Genomic DNA, 18,405 nt, shown 5'->3' on the forward strand with positions numbered 1-18,405 from the left:
CATCTGTCCTAGGAACAGTCGCCGTCGGCCTCGTGTTATGCCATAGCAGGTCGTCGGCATCAGCCGGGCCGCCGATTCGAGGATGAAGTTCATGCGCTTGCCGATTCTGACTCTCGCCGCGATTGCCACGCTGTTGGTCGCGGCCGATGCCAGCGCCCAAACCTACGATCCGCGCTACCCCGTGTGCATGCACGTCTATACGCCCGGCGGCTTCGGCGGTGGCGGCGGCGACTATTTCGACTGCTCCTTCACCTCGCTGCCGCAGTGCCGTGCGACCGCGTCGGGCCGCTCGGCGAGCTGCGACGTCAACCCCTACTACCGCTTCGACCAGCCGCCGCAGCAGCCGCGCCGGCGTCACAAGAAACAGCATTGAGGATCCGCAATGCAGGGTATCGGAACACAGCTCATGCGTTTCTCATTCGGCCTGATCATGATCGCCGGGACGCTGCTCACGCCCGCGTCCTCGCATGCGCAGACCTTTGATCCGCGGTACCCCGTCTGCATGCACGTTTATTCAGGTGCGAACGGGGGCGGCGGGGAGTGGTACGATTGCTCCTTCACCTCGTTGCCGCAGTGCCGCGCCACCGCATCGGGCCGCTCCGCAATCTGCGATCTCAACCCGTATTATCCGGTCCACGCGCCGGCATCGTACCATTCCCGCAATCCGCGCGTCCGTTAGCCTTTGGGCTCCCGTGGGCGACGATGGTTGAGCCAGGTCAACGTCTGCATCTGCGTCCTCGGGCACTCTCGGTGCGCAGTCCGACGTCAGGAGTCCGGCATCATGCCGGCCCTTCAGATCGGGCGGATGACGCGAGGAGATTTCCATGAACAGGTGCACCCTTACGGCGCTCGTCGGCTCGACCCTTGTCATGATCGCCGTCCAGCCGGCCCGCGCGGACGTGATCGCGCGTTACGAATGCAGCCTTGCCGGCTTCTTCACCCAGGAGCCGATTGGCGACCATCCCGATCACAATCTGGTGGCGCAGGACTATGTCTGCGTCGGCGTCGAGGGATTGCTGAAGGGCGCGGTCTATTCCGCGTCGAATGTCGTCGAGTGGGACGGCCCCAAAGCGACGATGGTGATGGGTGGCGGCGTGCACCGCATTCCCGGCGGACGCCTCGTGACGCAGCTGACCGAAGGCTCCGCCAAGGCCGTGATGAAGGACGGCAAGCCCGTTGGCGTCGAATCCGTGGGCAAGGGAATCGTCAAGTTCGCATCCGGCCCATTCGCCGGCTTGAACGGCAAGACGGTCGGATTCGTCACGAAGCCGATCAATCCGATCCGGTTCAATCTCGAATTCACGGCGGATTGAGGCAGCGCGATACTCTGCAACCGCGCATGCCGATCCCATTGGCGTGGTAAAGGATCGCTAGAGTTAATCGCGTCCTAACCGGGTTTTACCTTGTCTCTTAACACCTGGGCAGGGCGCGCGGGCTAAGCTTCGGAAGACAGCAGATAGCCCCGAAAGCATGAACGGTATGACGACCGGTATCATCGAGCGCCCGAAAGCCGCCCGTGCGCCTTCGGCTTCAAAGATCTGGCTGAAGGCCATCGAGCTCACCGCGCGGATCGAGACGCTGCCGGGACGTCTGTTCGCGGACGTCATCGACGATTGGGCGCAGCGGCAGCCCGACCGCGTCGCGCTGACCACGGACGACGCAAGTCTCGACTATGAAGGCCTGTCGAAGCGCATCAACCGCTACGCGCGCTGGGCGCGCTCGGCCGGCGTGGCCAAGGGTGATACGGTCGCCTTGATCATGCCGAACGGCGTCGATTATGTCGCGGCATGGCTCGGCATCAGCCGGATCGGCGGCGTGGCCGCGCTGCTCAACACCAAGCTGGTGGGACAGTCGCTCGCGCATTGCCTCGACGTCGCAAAGCCCTCGCATATCATCGTTGCGCAGGAGCTGACGGAGATGCTGGAGAGTGCAACGCCGCATCTGAAGACGCAGGCCAAGGTCTGGACCCATGGCGATGCCCGCAGCGAGCGCGCCATCGACGTCGCCCTCGCGGCGCTGGACGATGCTCCCATGTCGCCGGAGGAGCGCGGTGAGGTCACCATCGACGACCGTGCGCTGCTGATCTACACCTCGGGCACGACAGGCCTGCCGAAGGCCGCCAGCATCAGCCACCGCCGCATTCTCAATTGGGGCTTCTGGTTCGCCGGTCTCACCGGCGCGAGCCCGCAAGACCGGCTCTACGATTGCCTGCCGCTGTTCCACTCGGTCGGCGGCATCGTCGCGCCGTGCAGCATGCTGGCCGCCGGCGGCTCGGTGGTGATCGCGGAGAAATTCTCGGCCTCGCATTTCTGGTCAGACATCGTGCGGCATGACTGCACGCTGTTTCAATATATCGGCGAGCTCTGCCGTTATCTGCTCAAGGCGGCGCCCTCGGAATATGAGAACCGGCATCGTCTCCGCCTCGTCTGCGGCAACGGCCTGCGCGGCGACATCTGGGAAGACTTTCAGGCGCGCTTTGCCATTCCGCGCATCCTCGAATTCTATGCGGCCACCGAAGGCAATTTCTCGCTGTTCAACGTCGAGGGACAGCCGGGCGCGATCGGCCGCATCCCGCCGCTGCTGGCGCATCGCTTTCCCGCCAATCTCGTCAAGCTCGACCCTGACAGCGGCGTGCCGCTGCGCAACGAAGAGGGGTTTTGCCTCGCCTGCGCCCGCGGTGAGGCTGGCGAGGCCATCGGCCGCATCGGCACCGCCGATGAAGGCGGTGGCCGCTTCGAGGGCTACACCGATGCCGGCGAGACCGAGAAGAAGGTTCTTCGCGATGTCTTCGCCAGCGGCGATGCCTGGTTTCGCACCGGCGATTTGATGCGGATCGACGACAAGGGCTTCTTCCATTTCGTCGATCGGATCGGGGACACCTTCCGCTGGAAGGGCGAGAACGTCGCGACCTCGGAGGTGAACGACGCGATGCGCGACTTTACCGGTGTGGTCGACGCCACCACCTACGGCGTCAACATTCCCGGCGCGGACGGCCGCGCCGGCATGAGCGCGATCGTCGTCAATGGGGGCTTCGACATCGAGGCATTGCCCGCACATCTGGCGCAACGCTTGCCGGCCTATGCGCGCCCGGTCTTCATTCGCATCTCCAGCGAGATCGATGCGACCGAGACGTTCAAGCAGAAGAAGGGCGACCTCGCACGGGAGGGCTTCGATCCCGGCGCGATCTCCGACCCGCTGTTCATGGCAGACCCGAAGTCCGGGACCTATGTGGCGTTGGATACGGAGGCCCATGCGCGGATCGTGGACGGCTCGATCAGGCTGTAGATGCCGCCAAAATCCGCTGATAGGTCCAATTTTATCTGAATTGTCCAAGAAGCCATTTACTTCTCTCGGGTAAACAAGCGGCCATAGGGAGGCGGCCAGCAAGAGCCGCCGCAACACCAATGATAACAAAGCGAGCGAGCCATGTCGGTAAGGTCTAAGGTCATTGAGGCGATCCAGCAGATCGCCAAAGAGCAGCACGTCACGCTTCCCGTACTCTCGGACGATCTGTCGCTGCATGAGACGGGTTTCGACTCGCTCGCCTTCGCTATTCTGGTCGCGCGTCTCGAGGACGAGACCGGCGTCGATCCCTTCACCATTTCCGAGGACGCAGCGTTTCCCGCCACGGTGGGCGATTTCGTGCGGGCCTACGAAAATGTCCCCGCGTGAGATCTTCGCGCTTCGCGACCATCTCGGCGCGGAGCTGACCGGCCGTACGCTGTCCGATGCGCGGACCAGCGTGTCGCTGACAGATATCCTGTCGCAGACGGTCCTGGGCGGCCGCCTGCGCGAATTGTCCGGCCGCTCCGTGCTGCTCAAATTGTCCGATCAGCTGCGGTCGGGCCTTGCGATGATCGAGCTCGACGGCATCGCCCGTCGTATGCTGCTGTGCCCGCCCGATATCAATCCTGCGCATCTGGATGCATTGATCGCCGATGCCGGAATCGATGCCGTCGTGACCGACGAGCCTGATCGCTGGGCCGGCACAGGCGTCCCGCTCATCGTCACCCCGCGGTTGCCGCTCGAAGCCGCTGCGCCGGCCAAGACCGAACGCGCGACGGAATGGCTGATGCTCACCTCGGGCACCTCGGGCGTGCCGAAGATCGTCGGCCACACGCTGGACGCACTGACGGGTGCGATCGTTGCCGAAGGCCCCGCACGGGGACCCGCGCCGGTCTGGGCGACCTTCTACGACATCCGCCGCTATGGCGGCCTGCAGATATTCCTCCGCGCCGTCCTCTCCGGCGGCTCGATGGTGCTGTCGGACCCGCACGAAGCGCTCGGCGATCACGTCGCGCGGCTGAAGGCGTGCGGGGTCTCGCACATCTCCGGCACCCCCTCGCACTGGCGCAAGCTCCTGATGAGCGGTTCGGCCGCGCAGTTCACACCTCGCTATGTCCGCCTCTCCGGCGAAATCGCCGACCAGGCGGTGCTCGACGGGTTGAAGGCGGCATTCCCCAGTTCCTCCGTCGGTCATGCCTATGCCTCGACCGAAGCCGGTGTCGGTTTCGCCGTGAATGACGGGCTGGAAGGCTTTCCGGCCGACTATCTCGGCAATCGCAATGGCGTCGAGATGAAAGTGGTCGACGGTTCGCTCCGTATCCGTTCGACGCGTACCGCGCACGCCTATGTCGGCCGCAATGCCGCCGCGCTCACCGATGGCGATGGATTTGTCGACAGCGGCGACATCGTCGAGCTGCGCGGCGAGCGCTACTATTTCGTGGGCCGCCGCGGCGGCATCATCAATATCGGCGGGCTGAAGGTCCACCCCGAAGAGATCGAGGCGGTCATCAACCGCCATGCCGACGTGCGGATGTCGCGGGCCAAATCGCGCAAGAGCCCGATCACCGGCGGCATCGTCGTCGCCGACGTGATCCTCGCTGAGGGCACCGATCCCGCCCGCGCGAAGGAGATTCGCGAGCAGATCCTCGATCAGTGCCGCGCGCAGCTCGCGTCTCACAAGGTGCCGGCGGTGATCCGCTTCGTCGATGCGCTCGACGTCACCCCGGCCGGAAAACTGGCGCGCACCGATGCATGATAATGTTCTGGTCACCGGCGGCAGCCGCGGCATCGGTCTTGCGATCGGCAGACGCCTGGTCGGCGCCGGCTACAACGTGATCGCGGCGGCGCGACGAGAGAGCGACGAGCTCAAGGCGGCGATTGCCGAGTCGGGCGGGCGCCTGCATTTCCGCGCCTGCGATCTTGCCGTGATCGACGCCATTCCGGCGTTTGCAAAACTCGTGCGCGACGAATTCGGGCCGACCTACGGCCTCGTCAACAATGCCGGCCTCGGCACCGAAGGCCTGCTTGCCACCATGCACAATTCCGAGATCGAGGCGCTGGTGCAGCTCAACGTGCTGTCGCCGATCATCCTCACCAAATATGTCGCGCGGCAGATGATGGCCGACGGCGCCGGCCGCATCATCAACATCTCTTCGATCATCGCGACCACCGGCTACAACGGCTTGTCCGTCTATGGCGCGACCAAGGCGGCTGCCACCGGCTTCACCCGCTCGCTGGCGCGCGAGGTCGGCAAGCTCGGCATCACCGTGAACGCGATCGCGCCGGGCTTCATCGACACCGAGCTCACGCACAACCTGTCCGACGAGGCGCGCAAGCGCATCGCCGGCCGCAGCGCGCTGCGCCGCCTGCCGGAAACGGACGACGTCGCGCGCATGGTGGAATATCTGCTCGGCGAGGGCGGTCGCAACGTCACCGGGACCGTGTTCACCATCGATGCGGGAAACACGGCGTAAGCGGAACTCCGCCGCCACAATTGAATTGATCCGGCACAATGACATTCAGCCGGATTTGGTCATAAGATGCCCCGCAATCGATTGGGTTACGTCAATCGATCTGCCCTAATCGACAGGGAGCAGTCCATGACCATGCCCAACGTAACCGCTTCAGGTCAGGGCCGGACGGAGCAATCGCGCGGCAAGCCGGACGACGTCCGTTGCCCGCCGATGGCGCATCAGAATTCCGGTGACCACGGCCACGAGATGTATCCGCAGCAATTCGTACGTCTGGTCGGCTGCCACGATGCGTCTCTCGATAGCTTGCGCAAGCGCCAGGACGAGAAGCTGCACTAGCTATCCTCACGTCCGGTGCTTCGGCGGGTCCTTCGGCAGGTCGATCCGCTCGTGTGAAAATTCCGGCGGCCCTTCGGTAAGGCGGCGGATGCGGCGTTCGCGTTCGTCGGCCGGCAATGCCGGATCGAGCAGCGCCTCGATCTCGTGGACTGCGATCTCTTCGATCCTGGTGGCGTCCGATGCGATCGGATGCTCCGACGTGAGGACCGGGGTTGCGATCTGCAGGCCCAGCTCGATCAGCTTGCAGATTGCGTCTGCGCGGGTCAGGCGATGAGCTTCCGCCCAGGCATCGACGGCTTCCGTCAGCCGTTCGGGCATCTTCACCGCGCTGATCGGGTCGACGCCCGTGCGCCGGCGGACCGGAGAGGCGGAGTCCTTGTTGCCGAAGTCGGACACCTCGATCATCCCATGCAACCATTGGAGTTGAGGACGATAGCCGCTCTTCCCGGCAGGTCGCTTGATGCCGATCAATGACACGCTGCGGCATTGCAACGCGGCCGCATCCTGTTGTTGCCGTATCTTGTTGTCCTGGCCCGTTTCGGCCAATGATCGCAAAGAGCCCCCGGCCGGCGAACCCGGATCGATCCCGCTACGTATTTGTTTCGCATTCCAACCATACGGCATCCCCGATGACCTCAGGCGACTCCTTCTATGGCGGCATTCCGGTCTTCCGGGGCTTCACCAGCCTGATGGACCCCGCGCTCTATGCGCCGCTGCCGGACGACTGGAGCATCGGCGTTGCCGACATCGTCGATTCCACCAAGGCGATCGCGGCGGAGCGCTACAAGGCGGTGAACATGGCCGGCGCTGCCGTGATTGCGGCGGTGACGAACGCATTGGAGGGCCGCGAATTCCCCTTCGTGTTTGGCGGCGACGGCGCCAGCTTTGCGGTTGCGCCCTCCGACCTTGATGCTGCGCGCGACGCGCTGGCGGCAACCGCGACCTGGGTGCGGGAAGATCTCGATCTGACGATGCGCGTCGCGCTGGTGCCGGTCAGCGCCATCCGCGCGCAGGGCCTCGACGTGCGGGTCGCGCGCTTCGGGCCGTCCGCGAACCTGTCCTATGCGATGTTCTCGGGCGGCGGGCTCGCCTTCGCCGATGCCGCGATGAAACGCGGCGAGTTTGCCGTGCCGGAAGCCCCGGCGGGCACGCAGCCCGATCTCTCGGGCCTGTCCTGCCGCTTCGAAGTGATGCCGGCCTCGCGGGGGCTGATCCTGTCAGTACTGGTGATGCCGGCGCGTGGCGCCGACCCGCATGCCTTCCGCAAGGTGATCGAGGACATCGTTCACCTCGTCGAACGCAGCCCGGACGGCGCCCGTCCGGTGCCGGCGCAAGGGCCGCCGCTGAAATGGCCGCCGCAGGGGGTGGAATACGAAGCCCGCACCAGGCGCGGTGGTCCGCTGCTCGCGCGCCGCGCCAGCGTGCTGGCCTACAACTTGTTCATCTATCTGGTCATGCGCTTCGACCTCGAGGTCGGCGGCTTCGTGCCGAAGGTCTACAAGCGGCAGGTGGTCGAGAACTCCGACTTCAGGAAATATGACGACGGTCTGCGTATGATCCTCGATTGTACGCCGGAGCTCGAGCGCGCCCTCAGCGGTCGTCTGGCGGCGGCCGCACGCGAGGGTATCGTGCGCTACGGTCTTCATCAGCAGGACGCCGCCATGATGACCTGCTTCACCCCGTCGGTGCTGCGCAGCGATCACGTGCACTTCATCGACGGTGCACGAGGCGGCTACGCTTCGGCGGCGACGGCGCTGAAGGCGATGACGGTCGCGAGTTAGCGCCCCGCGCGCGTCCAGGTCTCGCCGCCGCAGAGCGCGCCAACGCAGCCTTCGACCCGCAGCGACTCCGCTCCCGTCACGGGTGACGCTGCTGGCATAGGTCCTGCCATCGTCGGCATTGTAGATCTGGCCCGCCCATTTGTTCGGTTGCCTACTTGCCTGCGCTCATTTGCCCCAGCGCGCGAAGGCGACCGAGGCTGCGGTCGACAGGCCGAACACGACCATGGCGCCGCCGACCAATGCGAACAACGTCCAGGCCGGCGCCTGCGCCATCATCAGGCCGATGCCGCCGATCGCGACGATCAGAAGCCGCGCGGTGGAAGCGAGCACGGGGCCGCCGACGCGCGCGGCGCCTTGCGAGGAGAAGTAGAGCGACACGCCGATGCCGAAGAACACGAAGGCCGGGCCGGCCCAGTGGAAATAGCTGTGCGCGGCGGCGGTGACGCCGGGATCCTGCGTGAAGAGCGCAACCCACAGCGAGGGATCGAGCGCGATGACGAGCCCGATCAGACCAACCGTGAGTCCTGAGGCCGCGGCCGCCGTCCAGGCGACACGGCGCGCCCGCTTCACATGTCCGGCGCCCATGGCCATGCCGACCATCGGCACCGAGGCGATGCCGATGGCGAAGGTGATCGGAATCAGCAGGAATTCCAGCCGCGAGCCGATGCCGTAGCCGGCCAGCATCTCGGTGCCGAACGTGGCCAGGATCTTGGTAAAGATCAAAATGGTGAGCACGGTCTGGAGCGGCGACAGGCAGGCCACCGCACCAACCTTGAGGATGTCCAGGAACATCGCGCGCTCGAAATGAAACGCGCGCAAGTTTAGCGGCAGCCGGCTGCGGCCGGACGCGAGATACCAGAGAAAGAAGATCGCGGCGCAGGTGAACGCGATCAACTGGCCGCTGGCGACGCCCGGCATGCCGAAGGCCTTCACGCCGAACAGGCCGAGCCCCAAGGTGCCGCCGAGCGCGATCTGCAGCACGCTGGCCCCGATCAGTGTCATCGAGGGCAGGCGCATGTCGCCGGTGCCGCGGATCACCGAGGCCAGCGTGTTGACGAGCCAGATCGCGACCGCGCCGGAGAACAGCACCTGCGAATAGCCGCTGGCCTCCTCGAGCACGCGATCGCGTCCGCCGAGCAGCGTGAAGAACGAGCGGCCAAAGGCGAGCATCATCACCGTGAAGAACAGCCCGCCGCAGAGGCCGATGATGGCGGCATGCAGCGCCAGCGTCGCGGCGCGGTCGCGATCCCCGGCGCCGAGCGCGCGGCTGATCGCGGACGAGACGCCGCCGCCCATCGCGCCCGCGCTCATCATCTGGGTCAGCATCGCGAACGGAAACACCAGCGCGATCGCGGCGAGCGGTATGGTGCCGAGCCGGCCGATATAGGAGGTCTCGGCGATCGCAACCAGCGTGCTGCCGACCATCGCGATCATGTTGGGGATCGCGAGCCGCAGCAGCGTCGGCAGGATCGGCGCGCTCAGCAGACTGGCGATCGGGGAGGCGACCGGCGCAAGCGGCGGGACGGCGTCTACGGGGGCGTCGATCGTCATGTTCACCGGGCGGAATATTGGATGATGATCGACATATTATAGGTCGCGAGGCGGCCGGCGCAGCCCTCGCTCACGCAGGGCTCACCATGGCAGGCCGCATAGGTCGATGGTGCCCAGCGTCGGCGCGCGGACAATGTTGAAGACGTAGGGCGCCATGGCGGTGAAACGGATCCGCCCCTCCGGCTGTTCGCAATGGACCTCGCCCTTGAAGGGCAGCCAGCTCCGGGTCTCGTAGAACGAGAAATTGTGCGGTTCGCAAAACAGCAGCGCGAAGCGGACGGCCTCGTTGGCGCGCATGGTATGAACCGCCGCATCGATCGCCACGGTCGCATAGCCGCGGCCGCGCTGATCCTCGCGGGTGCAGACCCCTCCGATGCCGCCGATATGGACCTTCTGCCCATTCCAGGTGACGGTGCGGAAATAGATGCCGACATGACAGACGAGGCCGTCCTCGGGCGTCTCGATCAGCACACGCAAATCGGCATTGGCCCATTTGACATGGGCCCAGGGCTTGTCCGCAACCTGTTGCGGGCCCCAGACCGCCTGATGCAGCGGCTCCGCGATTCGCCACGAGGCGTCACCGTTCAAAATGTCGATCTCGATGCTCATGGCTCTGTCTCTCGCAACGCGGCTGCGCGGTCCATTCGTTCTGTCATAACCGCTTCAAAGGCAATGAGATTTTGCGGTGGCTGACCGGCCCCGGGTTGATCGTCGCTCTGTGCGGCGAAGTTGTGCAATCCGGCCCAGCCGTCCCATCGCGCCTTTTCGCAAATTGGCGGTATTTAACGGCGCCGGAACCTTCTATAAGACTCCCCGTTAAGCCAGTTCCCCATCAGTCGCGGACAACATCCCATGACCTTCACGCTGCCCCCCCTCCCTTACGCCTATGACGCCCTCGGCCAGTTCATGTCGAAGGAGACGCTGGAATTCCACCACGACAAGCATCATCAGGCCTACGTCACCAACGGCAACAACGCGCTCAAGGGCACCGAATGGGAAGGCAAGTCCCTTGAGGAGATCGTCAAGGGCTCGTTCGGCAAGAACCCCGCGGTGTTCAACAATGCCGGCCAGCACTACAACCACATCCACTTCTGGAGCTGGATGAAGCCCAATGGCGGCGGCACCAAGCTGCCGGGCAAGATCGAGAAGAAAATCAACGAGGACCTCGGCGGCTTCGAGAAGTTCAAGACCGACTTCCAGGCGGCCGGCGTCGGCCAGTTCGGCTCCGGCTGGTGCTGGCTCCAGGTCAAGAACGGCAAGCTCGAGATCTCCAAGACCCCGAACGGCGAGAATCCGCTGGTGCACGGCGCAACCCCGATCCTCGGCTGCGACGTCTGGGAGCACTCCTACTACATCGACTACCGCAACCGCCGCCCCGATTATCTCAAGGCGTTCGTCGAGAACCTCGTGAACTGGGAATACGTCGAGTCCCTCTACGAGAAGGCGTAAGCCTCATTCCGGGGCGCGCGACGCGCGAGCCCGGAATCCATCGGGCGTCAGCCCGAGCGGATACATGGATTCCGGGGTTCGGCTTCGCCGCCCCGGAATGACAAAAGGGCGGTCGCATGCGCGGCCGCCCTTTTGCTGTGCGGAATTGATTGAACGAGTCCTGCACAGTACGCGCATCAGCCTGTGATGGTACCGTTTGCATCGAACGGATGCCGCCCTTAATCAGGACGGGCATCACCCTCGAGCCGCTCACACCCATTGCCAGAACCTTTCGCGAAGAACCCGGCGCCTGCCGAGGACGCGGAGTCCGAGCCGCGTCCGGGGCGGATCCGCAAGCCAATCGGCTGGTCGACCATCATCATCGCAGCGCTGGTCGCAGTGAGTGCGGCGATGGTCTGGCGGCGTGACGGCACCGACGGCGTTCTCGACATTCTCACTCACGATCTCTCGCTGTTCTCAGGCATCCTGCCGCGCGTGCTCGCCGGTTGCCTGCTTGGCGCGTTCATCTCGGAGATCCTGCCGCACGAAAAAGTCTCGCGCTCGCTCGGGCCGAAATCCGGCCTGAAGGGGCTTTTGATCGGCACCGCCTTTGGTGCGATCCTGCCCGGCGGGCCCTTCACCGCTTATCCCGTGGCGAGCGCGCTGCTCGCGGTCGGCGCCGATTTCGGCGCCACCATCGCCATGGTCGTGAGCTGGACCCTGATCGGCTATGGTCGGGCGGTGGCCTGGGAAATCCCGATCATGGGCACAGATTTCACGCTGTGGCGGATTCTGATCTCGCTGCCGCTGCCGGTCCTCGCCGGGGCCCTCGGCCGCTTCGTCTATGTCCGGCTGTATCCGCAGCCCCAGACCAAGGACGACGAGACTTGAGCGCCGCGCTTTTCATCGACATCCTGCTGTGGGGCTCGGTGTTCGGCGTCGGCCTGATCGCCTTTCGCCGCGGCCCTCCGGTGTTCAAGGCCTCGCTGCGCGAAGGCTCGATGGATTTCATCAACATCGTGCCACGCATCGCGTTAGGGGTGATCGGCTCCGGCTACATCGCCGCCATCATCCCGCAGGAGGTGATCACCGGCTGGCTCGGGCCGGACAGCGGCTGGCTCGGCGTTGCGACCGCCGTGGTCGCCGGCGCGGCCACGCCCGGCGGGCCCGTGATCGGCTTCTCCATCGGCACCGTGGCGCTGAAGTCGGGCGGCGGGGTGCCGCAGGTGGTGGCCTATGTCGTCGCCTGGGCCCTGTTTGCCTTCCAGCGGGTGATCTTGTGGGAAATCCCGTTCATGCCGGCCCGTTTCGTCTGGTTCCGCTGTGCGGTGTCGGTGCCATTTCCGTTCGTGGCAGCCGCCATCGCGATGGTGATCGGCAAGCCCTGAGCCCGGCGTGGACAGGGGTAATGTTATAATATAACGTCTTTAGCATGGTTCCCGCCGTGTCTCACGCCCGTCATCACGACCATGCCGACGGCCACTCCCATGGCCACGGGCATGCTCACGGGCACGACCACAGCCATGCCCATGTCCACGACGCTGCCTCTCCGCATCCCGCCCAAACGGCGCACTGGTCGATCCTGCGCATGACGATGGCCGCGCGCCTTCTGGCCGCGCTCGCCGTCTGTGCCGTGCTCTGGGGCGTGGTCTTGCTGGCGATGAGGTGACTATGGCGGCGCTGCACTTTCACAATGTCACGCTCGGCTACGACCGGCACCCGGCCGTGCACCATCTCAACGGCGAGGTCGCGCGGGGCGCGCTGGTCGCCGTAATCGGACCGAATGGCGCCGGCAAGTCGACCCTGCTGCGCGGCATCGTCGGCATCCTCCGGCCGCTCGACGGCAGCATTTATCTCGGCGGGCTCGACTCCCGCGATATCGCCTATCTGCCGCAGAGCGCGGAGATCGACCGCAGCTTCCCGATCTCGGTGTTCGACTTCGTCGGCACCGGGCTGTGGCGCGGGACCGGCCTGTTCGGCGGCATCGGCAAGGCCGCTCGCGGGAAGATCCTGGGCGCGATCGGCGCCGTTGGCCTCAACGGTTTCGAGAACCGCCCGATCGGCACGCTCTCGGGTGGCCAGATGCAGCGCGTGCTGTTCGCGCGCGTGCTGCTCCAGGACGCCTCGCTCATCGTGCTCGACGAGCCCTTCAACGCCATCGACAGCAAGACCACGACCGACCTGCTCGCGCTGGTCGAGCGCTGGCACGGCGAGGGCCGCACCGTGCTGGCCGCGCTGCACGACATGGAGATGGTGCGCAACCATTTCAGCGAGACGCTGGTGCTGGCGCGCGGCCCCGTCGCGTGGGGACCGACGGCGGAGGTGCTGACGCCGGAAAACCTGCTGGTGGCGATGCGGATGTGCGAGGCGTTCGACGACACCGCCGCAGCCTGCGCAGGCGACGATATCAGCTCGCGGGCGGCGTGATCACCGATGCTCTATGACGCGCTGATCGGCCCGTTCACCGAATTCGAGTTCATGCGGCGCGCGCTGGCCGCCGTGATCGCGCTCTCGCTGGCCGGTGCGCCGATCGGCGTCTTCCTGATGCTGCGGCGGATGAGCCTGGTCGGCGATGCCATGGCGCATGCGATCCTGCCGGGCGCCGCTGTCGGCTTCCTGCTTTCCGGCCTCAACCTGTTCGCGATGACGGCGGGCGGTTTGATCGCGGGCTTTGCCGTGGCGATCCTCGCCGGCGTGGTCGCGCGTTCGACCGGGCTGAAGGAGGACGCCTCGCTCGCAACTTTCTATCTGGCCTCGCTGGCGCTCGGCGTCACCATCGTCTCGATCAAGGGCACCAATATCGACCTGCTCCATGTCTTGTTCGGCAACATCCTCGCGATGGACGACCAGACGCTGCTGGTGGTGGCCTTCAACGCCACGGTGACGCTGCTGGTGCTCGCCGTGATCTACCGCCCGCTGGTGATCGAGAGCGTCGATCCCTTGTTCTTGCGCACTGTCAGCCGCGCCGGCGGTCCCGCGCATCTCGCCTTCCTTGCGCTGGTCGTGATCAACCTCGTCAACGGCTTTCAGGCGCTCGGCACGCTGCTTGCGGTCGGCCTGATGATCCTGCCGGCGGGTATCGCGCGGTTCTGGTCGCGCGATCTCACTGCCATGATCTGCATCGCGGTGGTCGCGGCTGCGATCTCGGGTTATGCCGGCCTCGTGTTGTCGTTCCAGACCCGCGTGCCGTCGGGCCCTGCGATCATCCTGGTCGCAACCATGCTCTACATCGTCTCCGTGCTGTTCGGCCGCGTCGGCGGCATCGTCCGGCAGCTGTTTCCCGGCCGGCATCTGGAAGCGTGACGGTGATGCGGCTCATCCTGCTTTGTGTGCTGTTGCTGGCTGCCTCGCCGCTGCGCGCCGCGGAGCGGCTCAACGTCGTCGCGAGCTTCTCGATCCTCGGCGACATCGTCCGCACCATCGGCGGCGACCGGGTCAACGTCACGACGCTGGTCGGCCCCGACAGCGACGTCCACGTCTACACGCCGGCGCCGAGCGATGCGAAGCGGATCGCTGATGCGAAGCTTGTCGTCGTCAACGGGCTCGGTCTCGAAGGCTGGCTGCCGCGCCTTGTGCAATCCTCCGGCAGCAAGGCAACAGTCGTCACCGCGAGCGCCGGCATCACGCCGCTGAAGCTCGGCTCGGCCCCAGATCCCCATGCCTGGCAGTCCGTCCCCAACGCCAAGGTCTACGCGACCGATATCGCCAATGCGCTGGCCGTGGCCGCGCCGGATGATGCGGAGTTCTTCCGGGCTCAGGCAAAAGCCTACCTGGAAAGGCTCGAAACGCTCGACCGCGAGGTCCGCGAGGCCGTGGCCAAGATCCCGCCGGACCGGCGCAAGGTGATCTCAACCCATGACGCCTTTGGCTATTTTTCCGCCGAGTACGGTATCCAGTTCATCGCCCCCCTGGGCGTCTCCACCGAAACCGAGCCGAGCGCGCGCGACATCGCGGCCATCATCGGCCAGATCAAGGCCCAGAAAATACCGGCCGTGTTCCTGGAAAACATCAGCGATGACCGGCTGATCCGGCGGATCGCGGCGGAGACCGGCTCAAAAGTAGGCGGGACCCTGATTTCGGACGGTTTGACCGGCGAAAAGGGGCCTGCACCCACTTACATTGATATGGTCAGGCATAATATAAAGGCCCTGACCAGCGCGCTTGACCACTAAGGCAGGGGCCACCCCGCCTCGCGTCGCGCGAAAAAGCCCGATGTCGGAGTTGTTATGTCTGAAGCGTCCCAGAAAATTCCCGTGACCGTCCTGACCGGCTATCTCGGTGCCGGCAAGACCACGCTCCTCAACCGCATCCTGTCGGAGAACCACGGCAAGAAATACGCCGTGATCGTCAACGAATTCGGCGAGATCGGCATCGACAACGATCTCATCATCGGCGCCGACGAGGAAGTGTTCGAGATGAACAACGGCTGCATCTGCTGCACCGTGCGCGGCGACCTCGTCCGCATCATGGACGGCCTGATGAAGCGCAAGGGCAAGTTCGACGCCATCATCGTCGAGACCACCGGCCTCGCCGATCCGGCGCCGGTCGCCCAGACCTTCTTCGTCGACGAGGACGTGCAGAAGAATGCGCGGCTCGACGCCGTGGTCACGGTGGCCGACGCCAAATGGCTGTCGGACCGGCTCAAGGACGCGCCCGAGGCCAAGAACCAGATCGCCTTCGCCGACGTCATCGTGCTGAACAAGACCGATCTCGTCAGCAAGGGCGAGCTTGCCGAGGTCGAGGCCCGCATTCGCGCCATCAACCCCTATGCCAAGCTGCATCGCACCGAGCGCTGCGCGGTGGCCCTGGCCGACGTGCTCGACCGTGGTGCGTTCGACCTCGACCGCATCCTCGAAGTCGAGCCGGACTTTCTGAATGCCGACGATCATGACCACGACCATGATCACCACCACCACGGCCACGACCATCATCATGATCATGGCCACGGCCTGAAGCACTATCACGACGAGGACATGCAGTCGCTGTCGCTCAAGACCGACAAGCCGCTCGATCCGAACGTGTTCATGCCCTGGCTGCAGAATTTGGTGCAGGTCGAGGGCGGCAAGATCCTGCGCTCCAAGGGGATTCTCTCCTTCCACGACGACGACGACCGCTACGTCTTCCAGGGCGTCCACATGATGCTGGAGGGCGACCATCAGCGGAAGTGGAAGGAGGGCGAGCCGCGCCAGAGCCGTCTCGTCTTCATCGGCCGCGAATTGCCGGAGAAGGCCATCCGCGAGGGTTTCGAGAGCTGCATCGTCTCGTGATGAAAGAGTTTACGCCGGCCCCCGATTCCGCCTCGATCGTCTCCGTCACGGATCGCGTCAAGCCTGTTACGCTCGGCATGGGCGTGACCTCGGTGCATTTCCTCGGAGATCGCGCCGCCTTCGTCGGTGGCGAGGAGAACGTCGCGTTCGTCGATGACAAGGGCGAGATCAGCACGGTCACTGTTCACAGCGGCGGCATTCTCTCCACCGCCTGCGACGGCAAGCGCCTCGTGATGGGCGGCGACGACGGCAAGGTCGTCTCGCTCGACGCCAAGGGCGAGGTGACGCTGCTCGCCACCGATCCGAAGCGGCGCTGGATCGATGCGGTGGCGCTGCATGCGGACGGCGCCTTCGCCTGGTCGGCCGGCAAGACGGCTTTCGTCAAGAGCGGCAAGACCGAGGAGAAGTCGCTCGAGGTTCCCTCGACCGTCGGCGGCCTCGCGTTCGCGCCGAAGGGCCTGCGGCTCGCGATCGCCCATTACAACGGCGCAACGCTGTGGTTTCCGAACATGGAGGGCTCAGCCGAATTCCTGCCCTGGGCCGGATCGCATCTCGGCGTCACCTTCAGCCCGGACAACAAATTCCTGGTCACCACGATGCACGAGTCGGCGCTGCACGGCTGGCGCCTCGCCGATAACAGGCACATGCGCATGACCGGCTATCCCGGCCGCGTCCGTTCGATGTCATGGAGCGCGGGCGGCAAGGGATTGGCGACCTCGGGTGCCGACACCGTCATCATATGGCCGTTCGCCAGCAAGGACGGCCCGATGGGTAAGGAGCCCGCGATGCTGGCGCCGTTGCAGGCGCGGGTCTCCGTGGTGGCCTGCCATCCGAAGAACGACATCCTCGCCGCCGGCTACAGCGACGGCACCGTGCTGATGGTGCGGCTGGAGGATGGTGCGGAAATCCTGGTCCGCCGCAACGGCACCCCACCCGTGGCCGCGCTCGCCTGGAACGCCAAGGGCACGCTGCTCGCATTTGCGGATGAAAACGGGGACGGCGGCCTTCTCGAGCTTTAATCTGTCATCGCTCTGACCGTATAGGGGGACCATGCGGTTTCTGACGACGTTCCAGATTGCTGACTTCGCCGACACGCTGGTCAGCCTGACCACGGCCTTCGTGCTGGGCACGCTGATCGGCGCCGAGCGGCAATATCGCCAGCGCACCGCCGGCCTGCGCACCAATGTGCTGGTCGCGGTCGGCGCGGCCGCCTTCGTCGATCTCGCCATGCAGCTGGACGGCGCCGACGGCGCGGTCCGGGTGATTGCCTATGTCGTCTCGGGCATCGGCTTCCTCGGCGCCGGCGTCATCATGAAGCAGGGCATGGACGTGCGTGGGCTCAACACTGCTGCCACGCTGTGGGCCTCGGCTGCGGTCGGCTCCTGTGCCGGCGCCGACATGATCGCGCAAGCGGCCGCGCTGACCGTGTTCGTCATCGCCGGCAACACCATGCTGCGCCCGCTGGTCAACGCCATCAACCGCATCCCGCTGAACGAGAAGGCCTCCGAGGCAACCTATTACTTCAAGCTCGCTGTCGCGACCGACGCGCTCCCCGATATGCGTGATCGTCTCGTCGAAAAGCTGGAGGCTGCGAAATATCCGGTGGCCGATATCGACGTGGTCGAGATCGGCGAAGATAATCTGGAGATCGTGGCCAAGCTGGTCGCGACGGCTGTCGATCCGAACGAGCTGAACGCGGTGGCGACCGCTCTCCAGCACCTGCCGGGCGTACGCCACGCCACCTGGGAGGTCAGCACTTCGGACTGAGCGCGGCGTTTTGGCGCGCGACCGGGCGGTTCCCGCTTGAGCGGCTACGGAACCGCGGCCCGGCGACTTCGTTGATCTCGCAGACAAAAGGCGGTGATCGACATGATCGGCAATGACAAGCGCAGACTGAAACTCGACTTCATGATCGCCTGCTCGATGCTTGCGGCCGGCGTCGTGATATCGGGGGTATCGATTGCGCAAATCCGCGCTGAAGGTCGCATGGATCTGGCGCAGGCGACGCAGCCGCTGCAGGGTACGCCGTCCGACGATCAGAACAAGCCTGCCGAAGCCAAGCCCGGCGGCGACCGTCCGACCACACCGGCTCCAGAGCCGGCGCGCCCGGACCAGCAGACCCAGGGCACGGCGACCAAGCCGGCACTGCCGCCAGCACCGGCTGAGAAGATCGCGCCGCCGATGGAGAAGAAGTAGGGAGTTCGCGCTAGCAGCATCATGGCCGGGCTTGTCCCGGCCATCCACGTTTTTGGCATGCTGCAAAGCAAGTCCGTGGATGCCCGG

23 protein-coding genes and 1 pseudogene are annotated in these 18,405 nt (G+C 65.3%); 20 read left to right on the top strand and 4 right to left on the bottom strand.

Annotation, left to right across the window (positions count from 1 at the left end; genetic code table 11):
- Positions 1–91: 91 nt before the first annotated feature.
- The 8 genes from CIT39_RS04435 (at position 92) to CIT39_RS04470 (ending at position 6,095) form a co-directional block, all read left to right on the top strand.
- Entirely contained in the window at positions 92–373 is a 282-nt protein-coding gene (locus tag CIT39_RS04435) for a DUF3551 domain-containing protein (protein ID WP_094973508.1), read from the top strand.
- A gap of 33 nt (positions 374–406) precedes the next feature.
- On the top strand, positions 407–679 hold the full coding sequence (locus CIT39_RS04440; RefSeq protein WP_094973225.1) for a DUF3551 domain-containing protein: 273 nt from the start codon (positions 407–409) through the stop codon (positions 677–679).
- 145 nt (positions 680–824) lie between these two features.
- Entirely contained in the window at positions 825–1,313 is a 489-nt protein-coding gene (locus CIT39_RS04445) for a hypothetical protein (protein ID WP_094973224.1), read from the top strand.
- A gap of 157 nt (positions 1,314–1,470) precedes the next feature.
- Positions 1,471–3,285: a long-chain-acyl-CoA synthetase gene (locus CIT39_RS04450; RefSeq protein WP_094973223.1), complete on the top strand. Its 1,815-nt coding sequence runs from the start codon at positions 1,471–1,473 to the stop codon at positions 3,283–3,285.
- A 141-nt stretch (positions 3,286–3,426) separates the two neighbouring features.
- Positions 3,427–3,672, top strand: coding sequence for an acyl carrier protein (locus CIT39_RS04455; RefSeq protein ID WP_025032285.1), 246 nt, complete (start codon positions 3,427–3,429; stop codon positions 3,670–3,672).
- On the top strand, positions 3,659–5,041 hold the full coding sequence (locus tag CIT39_RS04460) for a class I adenylate-forming enzyme family protein (protein WP_162308339.1): 1,383 nt from the start codon (positions 3,659–3,661) through the stop codon (positions 5,039–5,041). The genes CIT39_RS04455 and CIT39_RS04460 overlap by 14 nt, the downstream gene beginning before the upstream one ends.
- Positions 5,034–5,759, top strand: coding sequence for an SDR family NAD(P)-dependent oxidoreductase (locus tag CIT39_RS04465; protein WP_094973222.1), 726 nt, complete (start codon positions 5,034–5,036; stop codon positions 5,757–5,759). Before CIT39_RS04460 ends, CIT39_RS04465 begins: the two co-directional genes overlap by 8 nt.
- A gap of 126 nt (positions 5,760–5,885) precedes the next feature.
- Positions 5,886–6,095 (top strand): hypothetical protein, encoded by a 210-nt coding sequence (locus CIT39_RS04470; protein ID WP_094973221.1) that lies wholly within the window; start codon positions 5,886–5,888, stop codon positions 6,093–6,095.
- 6 nt (positions 6,096–6,101) lie between these two features.
- On the opposite strand, the gene CIT39_RS04475 is transcribed toward CIT39_RS04470, so the two are convergent.
- Positions 6,102–6,500, bottom strand: coding sequence for a hypothetical protein (locus CIT39_RS04475; RefSeq protein ID WP_094973506.1), 399 nt, complete (start codon positions 6,498–6,500; stop codon positions 6,102–6,104).
- 224 nt (positions 6,501–6,724) lie between these two features.
- Between CIT39_RS04475 and CIT39_RS04480 the strand changes: the two genes are divergently transcribed.
- Complete coding sequence (locus tag CIT39_RS04480; protein WP_094973220.1) at positions 6,725–7,876, top strand: DUF3095 domain-containing protein; 1,152 nt, start codon at positions 6,725–6,727, stop codon at positions 7,874–7,876.
- On the opposite strand, the pseudogene CIT39_RS04485 reads toward CIT39_RS04480, so the two are convergent.
- From CIT39_RS04485 to CIT39_RS04495, 3 genes and pseudogenes are all read right to left on the bottom strand, one after another.
- A pseudogene (locus CIT39_RS04485) lies at positions 7,873–8,023 on the bottom strand (DUF2147 domain-containing protein); the annotation flags it as partial. The gene CIT39_RS04480 and the pseudogene CIT39_RS04485 sit on opposite strands and share 4 nt — an antisense overlap.
- A gap of 18 nt (positions 8,024–8,041) precedes the next feature.
- The gene (locus CIT39_RS04490; protein ID WP_162308340.1) at positions 8,042–9,427 is read right to left on the bottom strand and encodes an MATE family efflux transporter; all 1,386 of its coding nucleotides are present in this window, start codon (positions 9,425–9,427) and stop codon (positions 8,042–8,044) included.
- Positions 9,428–9,508: 81 nt separating this feature from the next.
- Positions 9,509–10,036 (bottom strand): GNAT family N-acetyltransferase, encoded by a 528-nt coding sequence (locus tag CIT39_RS04495; RefSeq protein WP_094973218.1) that lies wholly within the window; start codon positions 10,034–10,036, stop codon positions 9,509–9,511.
- Positions 10,037–10,279: 243 nt separating this feature from the next.
- On the opposite strand from CIT39_RS04495, the gene CIT39_RS04500 reads away from it, so the two are divergent.
- From CIT39_RS04500 to CIT39_RS04550, 11 genes are all read left to right on the top strand, one after another.
- Complete coding sequence (locus CIT39_RS04500; protein WP_094973217.1) at positions 10,280–10,876, top strand: superoxide dismutase; 597 nt, start codon at positions 10,280–10,282, stop codon at positions 10,874–10,876.
- A gap of 258 nt (positions 10,877–11,134) precedes the next feature.
- A complete protein-coding gene (locus CIT39_RS04505) occupies positions 11,135–11,746 on the top strand; it encodes a permease (protein WP_094973216.1) in 612 nt (203 codons plus the stop codon).
- Positions 11,743–12,243 (top strand): hypothetical protein, encoded by a 501-nt coding sequence (locus CIT39_RS04510; protein ID WP_018316197.1) that lies wholly within the window; start codon positions 11,743–11,745, stop codon positions 12,241–12,243. Before CIT39_RS04505 ends, CIT39_RS04510 begins: the two co-directional genes overlap by 4 nt.
- A 44-nt stretch (positions 12,244–12,287) precedes the next feature.
- Positions 12,288–12,524: a hypothetical protein gene (locus tag CIT39_RS04515; protein ID WP_094973215.1), complete on the top strand. Its 237-nt coding sequence runs from the start codon at positions 12,288–12,290 to the stop codon at positions 12,522–12,524.
- 2 nt (positions 12,525–12,526) lie between these two features.
- A complete protein-coding gene (locus CIT39_RS04520) occupies positions 12,527–13,282 on the top strand; it encodes a metal ABC transporter ATP-binding protein (RefSeq protein ID WP_162308341.1) in 756 nt (251 codons plus the stop codon).
- A 6-nt stretch (positions 13,283–13,288) separates the two neighbouring features.
- Positions 13,289–14,158: a metal ABC transporter permease gene (locus tag CIT39_RS04525; protein ID WP_094973213.1), complete on the top strand. Its 870-nt coding sequence runs from the start codon at positions 13,289–13,291 to the stop codon at positions 14,156–14,158.
- 5 nt (positions 14,159–14,163) lie between these two features.
- A complete protein-coding gene (locus tag CIT39_RS04530; protein ID WP_162308862.1) occupies positions 14,164–15,027 on the top strand; it encodes a metal ABC transporter substrate-binding protein in 864 nt (287 codons plus the stop codon).
- A 54-nt stretch (positions 15,028–15,081) separates the two neighbouring features.
- Positions 15,082–16,122, top strand: a complete 1,041-nt coding sequence (locus CIT39_RS04535; protein ID WP_094973211.1) for a CobW family GTP-binding protein — start codon at positions 15,082–15,084, stop codon at positions 16,120–16,122.
- Positions 16,122–17,141 (top strand): WD40 repeat domain-containing protein, encoded by a 1,020-nt coding sequence (locus tag CIT39_RS04540; protein WP_162308863.1) that lies wholly within the window; start codon positions 16,122–16,124, stop codon positions 17,139–17,141. The genes CIT39_RS04535 and CIT39_RS04540 overlap by 1 nt, the downstream gene beginning before the upstream one ends.
- 31 nt (positions 17,142–17,172) lie before the next feature.
- Entirely contained in the window at positions 17,173–17,889 is a 717-nt protein-coding gene (locus CIT39_RS04545; RefSeq protein WP_094973209.1) for an MgtC/SapB family protein, read from the top strand.
- A 102-nt stretch (positions 17,890–17,991) separates the two neighbouring features.
- Positions 17,992–18,318, top strand: coding sequence for a hypothetical protein (locus tag CIT39_RS04550; protein ID WP_162308342.1), 327 nt, complete (start codon positions 17,992–17,994; stop codon positions 18,316–18,318).
- Positions 18,319–18,405: the final 87 nt, after the last annotated feature.

This window comes from Bradyrhizobium symbiodeficiens (genome assembly GCF_002266465.3).
GTDB lineage: Bacteria > Pseudomonadota > Alphaproteobacteria > Rhizobiales > Xanthobacteraceae > Bradyrhizobium > Bradyrhizobium symbiodeficiens.